7 protein-coding genes and 1 tRNA gene are annotated in these 5,323 nt (G+C 68.1%); 3 read left to right on the top strand and 5 right to left on the bottom strand.

All coding sequences use genetic code 11. The features are described 5' to 3' along the window. The 5 genes from HMPREF0591_RS12680 to HMPREF0591_RS12660 all read right to left on the bottom strand — a co-directional run. Nucleotides 1-649, bottom strand: a 649-nt coding sequence (locus HMPREF0591_RS12680; protein WP_007168957.1) for a class I SAM-dependent methyltransferase, incomplete at its 3' end; no start/stop codon positions are given. A 94-nt stretch (nucleotides 650-743) separates the two neighbouring features. After that, nucleotides 744-1,109 carry a DUF732 domain-containing protein gene (locus HMPREF0591_RS12675; protein ID WP_033725346.1) on the bottom strand — a complete coding sequence of 122 codons (366 nt, stop codon included), beginning with the start codon at nucleotides 1,107-1,109 and terminating at the stop codon, nucleotides 744-746. Nucleotides 1,110-1,164: 55 nt separating this feature from the next. Then, nucleotides 1,165-1,467 (bottom strand): hypothetical protein, encoded by a 303-nt coding sequence (locus tag HMPREF0591_RS12670; RefSeq protein ID WP_040622436.1) that lies wholly within the window; start codon nucleotides 1,465-1,467, stop codon nucleotides 1,165-1,167. Nucleotides 1,468-1,604: 137 nt separating this feature from the next. Beyond that, nucleotides 1,605-2,057, bottom strand: coding sequence for a hypothetical protein (locus HMPREF0591_RS12665; protein ID WP_167310143.1), 453 nt, complete (start codon nucleotides 2,055-2,057; stop codon nucleotides 1,605-1,607). A gap of 165 nt (nucleotides 2,058-2,222) precedes the next feature. Then, nucleotides 2,223-2,296: transfer RNA gene (locus tag HMPREF0591_RS12660), tRNA-Leu, on the bottom strand. A 356-nt stretch (nucleotides 2,297-2,652) separates the two neighbouring features. Between HMPREF0591_RS12660 and HMPREF0591_RS12655 the strand changes: the two genes are divergently transcribed. The 3 genes from HMPREF0591_RS12655 (at nucleotide 2,653) to HMPREF0591_RS12645 (ending at nucleotide 5,233) form a co-directional block, all read left to right on the top strand. Beyond that, nucleotides 2,653-3,546 (top strand): PPE family protein, SVP subgroup, encoded by an 894-nt coding sequence (locus tag HMPREF0591_RS12655; RefSeq protein ID WP_007168953.1) that lies wholly within the window; start codon nucleotides 2,653-2,655, stop codon nucleotides 3,544-3,546. 62 nt (nucleotides 3,547-3,608) lie between these two features. Continuing rightward, complete coding sequence (locus HMPREF0591_RS12650; protein WP_007168952.1) at nucleotides 3,609-4,775, top strand: PPE family protein; 1,167 nt, start codon at nucleotides 3,609-3,611, stop codon at nucleotides 4,773-4,775. Nucleotides 4,776-4,936: 161 nt separating this feature from the next. Continuing rightward, a complete protein-coding gene (locus HMPREF0591_RS12645) occupies nucleotides 4,937-5,233 on the top strand; it encodes a WXG100 family type VII secretion target (RefSeq protein WP_007168951.1) in 297 nt (98 codons plus the stop codon). Nucleotides 5,234-5,323 lie beyond the last annotated feature (90 nt).

Genomic DNA, 5,323 nt, shown 5'->3' with positions numbered 1-5,323 from the left:
CGCCGTCGGACAGCAGGTCGTGCGCGCCCTTCAGGTAGGGGCGGACGGGGTGATCGGCCGGCAGCACCACGATCGCCTCCTTCACCAGTTGGACGGACGCGTCGTCCTGCACCAGTCCCAGGTCGCGGAACGCGGACTCGAGCATGTCGACCCCGATTCGGCCGTACTTCGCGTAGAGCATGACGCCAAGCGCCCCGTCCGTGCGCAGGCACCTGCCAAGCGCTTTGAGGCCGGCGAGCGGATCCGCCATGTGGTGCAGCACGCCGGTGGACACGATCAGGTCGAAGTCGCGGCCAAGCGCCGACACCTCTTCGATGGGCAGCAGGTGCAGTTCCAGGTTGTCGAGGCCATGCTTGTCCTTCAGATACCGCTGGTGGTTGAGCGCCGAGCGGCTGACGTCGATCGCGACCACGTTGGCGGCGCGGTTCATGAAGGCGAAGAGCGCCGCCTGGAAGGTGCCACAACCCGCGATGAGAATGTCGAGGTCCGGCTTGTACCCGCGGTCCGGCCACAAGACGCGGTGCGCCCAGAACGGATCGAACCAGTCCCAGTGATTTTTGCTCCACGCCGCGAGATCGGTTACCGGGGGCGGATACTCCCACCGGTCGTATTGCCGGGAGACGTCGTCACCCCGCGGATCGTCGGTCACTTCGGCGCGGCTCCTTCGCGGTGGCGGTCGCGACCAACTTACTGCGCGTGGCGCGGTTCGGCTGGTCGACGTGCGCCTTACCGGCTCGTCCGGGTCACATCAGTGGGGGCCCGGGGATCAGCCAGATCAGCGACCGATCGATCTGCCCCCGGTACTGCGGGCAGTAGGCGGCGACGGACAGCCCGACGAAGTAGCTGGCTTCTTTCATCGAGAGATCGGTATCGCGCTTCACCTTCATCGCCAAGACGCTCGCATTCGCGTTGTTGTCGAATCCCTTGCACACCCGGTGGCCCATCGCGATCGCGATCCCGCTGTCGCGGACTTCGATACCGTAGTTCGCCAGGGAGGCGATGAACGCGTCATCGGCTGGATCTGCCGATGCCGTCGCCGACCAAAACGACACGGCGGCCAGCAGCAGGACCGCACAGACGGCCGGCCACTTTCCGGGACGGGCGTTCATACCGGCCGCGATGTCCTTTCCGTGCGGGCGGAGGCGCTGCACTCCGCCGGATCGATCAATTCGCCGTCGACAGGGGAACTTTCGCGGCGCTCACGGGCCGCCCGGCCTGGCCGTCCGTCGCCGGCGCGCTGACCTCGCGCGGCGTCGCGGGGGGTGAACGCCAACCGGCGTACCCCAGGGCCGCGCTGATCGCCGTGTAGGCGACGGCCTCCGTCCACATGAACCCGACGCCCCACTTCCTGCCGAGGAAGATGGGTTCGTCGATGATGCCGGCGGAGGCGGCGATGGCATAGCCCGCGTGCGCGTAGGCGATTCCGGCGAACGCTCCGCAGAAGAACTTGCTCACTTCGCGATTCATTTCCTTCTCCTCTCGGGTGCCCGGCCGCCGTGTGATCTCACTGTCGGCCCTCCCCGCGGAGCGGAGGTAGGGGCCAAGGTCCCCGCGCATCGGACCCTTGGTCGTTTGTTGCCGCCGGGAACCGCCGAGGCGTGGACCTACGCGGACCCGTTGAGGATGCGGTCGCGGATGGCCGTGGCGGTCGTGAGATGTCCTTCGGCGGAATTCATGAATTCGCCCGCGTGCCGGGCCTCATTCGCGTCGGTGTCCTCGATCGCGGCGACGCAGAAGTGGGACGCGGCGTCGAAGTCGTCGAGGCTGGCCTGCAGCGCGACGGTGAGCTCTTTGTCAGGGGAGGGCATGTGGCCCTGCAGGGAGCTTGCCGCCTCATGCCCGTCGTGGCAGGCGGCCCTCAGAGCCGCGTAATCGTGGCTGTTGATCGCGAAAGTGGCCTTGCCCATGGCGATACCCAGGTCTTGCATGGGGGCCTTGGTCAGTTCGACCCATCCCCGCACGGCCTGAACGTTCGGCGTTGTCGTGGTGGCGCCGCCACCGCTGCTGTGTCTGTCGGGCGAACAGCCGGCGACGACCAGAGCCACCGCAGCGCCCACCAGGGCTTGCTTGATCACACGGGTGATCCTTCGCCGCGACGACGCCCGGTAGCCAGGGCATAAAGGCTCTACTCGACCGGAAGACGGCCCGGATCCGGTCTTGTGCGGCGGCCCGAACCGGTGCGGCGGGGTATCGGGACGGCGTCGTGAGCTGCTCGTATCGGGTGCCCCCAGTCGGACTCGAACCGACACTGGGCGGATTTTAAGTCCGCTGCCTCTGCCAATTGGGCTATGGGGGCCCGGCGGCGAATTTAGCGCGCCGGCGCCGATCCCGAAGCATCGCATGCCGCTCGAAACGAGCGAAATGCCCGACATGCGTTGCGGGGAGTCGTTTGCTACGATCCGCGCCCGCGCTGCTTAACCACGGTTTTCCTCCAGATGACAGATGACACCGCTATGTCGTGCGGCAGGACCGTGTTAAAACTGCCGGCTTCATCGTTAAGAAGCCGTAAACGGCTGTCACGCTGGCGCTTTCGGTCGGGAACGTGGAGTCGTGGGTCGTTAGTGTTACGCCAACGCACAGGGGCCGTTACGCGAACACTCAGGTCGATCCACCGCATGGGGGTCGGCTCGTTCCGAGCACAAGGAGCAATAGATGTCATTTTTGACGACACAGACCGAAGAGATGCTAGCTGCCGAGCAGCTGCTGTCGGGCATCAACACCAACCTGGCGGCGCAGAACGCGGGCGCCGCGTCGGCGACGACGGTGATCGCGCCCGCGGCGGCCGATCCGGTGTCGGCCCAGCAGGCGGCGATTTTCTCGGCGTACGGCACCCAGTACCAGGCGATCGCCACGGAGGCGCAGGCACTGCTGGAACAGTATGCGCAGACGCTGGGCATCAGCTCCGGCAGCTACGGCGACACCGAGGCCATCAACGCGAGCCAGGCCCTGCTTTCGAGCGCCGCCTCCCCGGCCGCCCAGGCCGCCGCCACTCCTGGGAACACTCCCCTCGACTACCTGTCCTGGCTGCTGGGAAGCACCGGTAACAACACCAACCCGGCGATGCTGGGCGGGATCTTCGGCCTCTCCAGCAACGGGGCCAACATCGGCAACATCGGCTTCGGCAACTGGGCCTCCGCCGGTTCCGACCTGCTGGGCCTGGCCGGTGGCGGGTTGCTGGACACCTCCGCCGCCGACGCCGCCGGTTCCGCCGCCGACGCCGCGGGCCTGGCCGACGTCACGACGCCGATGGCCGGCGGCGGCATGGCGGGCATGGGCGCGGCGCCCATGGCCGCGGCGGGCCAGGCCACCATGGTCGGCAAGCTGTCGGTGCCGCCGAGCTGGGCCGGCCCGGCCACCCCGGTGGTCGGCACCAGCGCCGCACCGCTGCAGACCGTGGGCTGGACCGCCGCCGCACCGCAGGCCGGTACCGGCACGGTTATCCCCGGCATGCCGGGAATGGGCGCCGCCGCCCGCAACAGCGCCGGCTTCGGCGCGCCGCGCTACGGCGTCAAGCCGATCGTCATGCCGAAACCGGCGACCGTCTAGTCCCCGGCCACTTTTCTCAAAAGACATCAAATTCCACAAGACAAAAGGAGCGGGAAACACAAATGGTTCTTGACTTTGCGGCAATTCCCCCGGAGATCACCTCCTCACTCATGTACGCCGGCGCCGGCGCCGCCCCACTGATGGCCGCCGCGACGGCGTACGCCAACCTGGCAGCCGAGGTGAGCGCCACGGCGACCCAGTGGGAGTCGATCGTGTCGCTGCTGACCACCGAGAACTGGACCGGCGGCGGGTCGGCGGCGGCCGCGGCCGCGGCTCAGCCGATCATCGCCTACCTGACCGAGACGGCGACGACGCTCGAGCAGGCGGGCGCCCAGGCGACGGCCTCGGCGGCCGCGTACGAAGCGGCGTTCGCGGCGACGGTGCCCCCGCCGGTGATCGCGGCCAACCGGACGTTGCTGGCGACGCTCGTCGCGACGAACTTCCTGGGCGTCAACTCGGCCGCGATCGCCGCGACGGAAGCCGACTACGCCGCGATGTGGGCCCAGGACGCCGCCATGATGGCGGCGTACCAGGCCGCCTCGGCGGTGGCCGGGGTGCTCACGCCCGTGACGCCGCTGACGTCGACCACGAACCCGGGGTTGGCGGCGACCGCCGACAGCGCCGCGCTGGCCGCCGACTCGACGGGCGGCACGGTTCAGGCGCTGGCGGGCCCGATCTCGGCGGCGCCTTTGGCCGCCGCCGCGGCGCCCACCCTGCCGTTCCAGACCACGGGGATTCTGGGCTCGATCGACAACTTCCTCGGCACGCCGGCCGTCCTCAACACGATCAACGGCGCCGTGAACACCGCGGCATGGTGGGTCATGAACGCGATCCCGACGGCGGTGTCGCTCGGGCACACCGTTGGCACCGTCGGATCGATTCCGTTCGCGCTCACCGACTCCGTCACGCCGCTCGCCGGTGGGATGGTGCAGGGCACCATGGTGGGTTCGGTGTCGGGGGCCGGTGCGTCGGCCGCCCTGGGCGAGGCCTCCGCGGTCGGCGGGCTGTCGGTGCCGGCCGGCTGGAATGCGGCCGCCCCGGCGTCGCTGGCCTCCTCCACCGCGCCCCTCGAGGGCTCGGGGTGGACGGCCGCGGCGGAGGCCGAGCCGGTCGCGGCGATGCCCGGCATGCCCGGCATGGCGGCGGCGGCCAAGGGCGCCGGCGCCTACGGCACCGGACCGCGGTACGGCTTCAAGCCGATCGTCATGCCCAAGCAGGTTGTCGTCTGATATCGGGACCACCGGTACGGGAAATTAGGGGGTACATGTCACCCGTTTGAGGCGATCAGTTAACCGGCAGGCCGTAATCTGTCCATAACGCGGCCACCACCGCATCAATTACAACTGTTAAGACTTCGACACTGAAGGCTTGAGGGATAAGGAGAAAGCACATGGCAACACGTTTCATGACCGACCCGCACGAAATGCGGGCGATGGCGGGCCGCTTCGAGGTCCACGCCCAGACCGTCGAGGACGAGGCCCGCAAGATGTGGGCGTCCTCGATGAACATCGCCGGCTCGGGCTGGAGCGGCCAGGCCCAGGCCACGTCGTACGACACCATGGGTCAGGTCAACCAGGCCTTCCGCAACATCGTCAACATGCTCCACGGAGTGCGCGACGGACTGATCCGCGACGCCAACAACTACGAGCAGCAAGAGCAGGCCTCGCAGCAGATCCTGAGCAGCTAGCAGTCGAAAACCACTGCAGTCCAACACTTTTAAGGAGCTAAGCAATGACCATTAACTACCAGTTCGGCGATGTCGACGCCCACGGTGCCC

This window comes from Mycobacterium parascrofulaceum ATCC BAA-614 (assembly GCF_000164135.1).
In the GTDB taxonomy this organism is placed as follows: Bacteria; Actinomycetota; Actinomycetes; order Mycobacteriales; family Mycobacteriaceae; genus Mycobacterium; species Mycobacterium parascrofulaceum.
This window is presented reverse-complemented; position numbering and strand designations above follow the sequence as displayed.

What these genes read in the sequence shown, in the direction of transcription:
- HMPREF0591_RS12670 (WP_040622436.1), bottom strand. Translation starts at nt 1,467, where the DNA reads ATGAATCGCGAAGTGAGCAAGTTCTTCTGCGGAGCGTTCGCCGGAATC.
- HMPREF0591_RS12655 (WP_007168953.1), top strand. Translation starts at nt 2,653, where the DNA reads ATGTCATTTTTGACGACACAGACCGAAGAGATGCTAGCTGCCGAGCAG.
- HMPREF0591_RS12650 (WP_007168952.1), top strand. Translation starts at nt 3,609, where the DNA reads ATGGTTCTTGACTTTGCGGCAATTCCCCCGGAGATCACCTCCTCACTC.
- HMPREF0591_RS12675 (WP_033725346.1), bottom strand. Translation starts at nt 1,109, where the DNA reads ATGAACGCCCGTCCCGGAAAGTGGCCGGCCGTCTGTGCGGTCCTGCTG.
- HMPREF0591_RS12645 (WP_007168951.1), top strand. Translation starts at nt 4,937, where the DNA reads ATGGCAACACGTTTCATGACCGACCCGCACGAAATGCGGGCGATGGCG.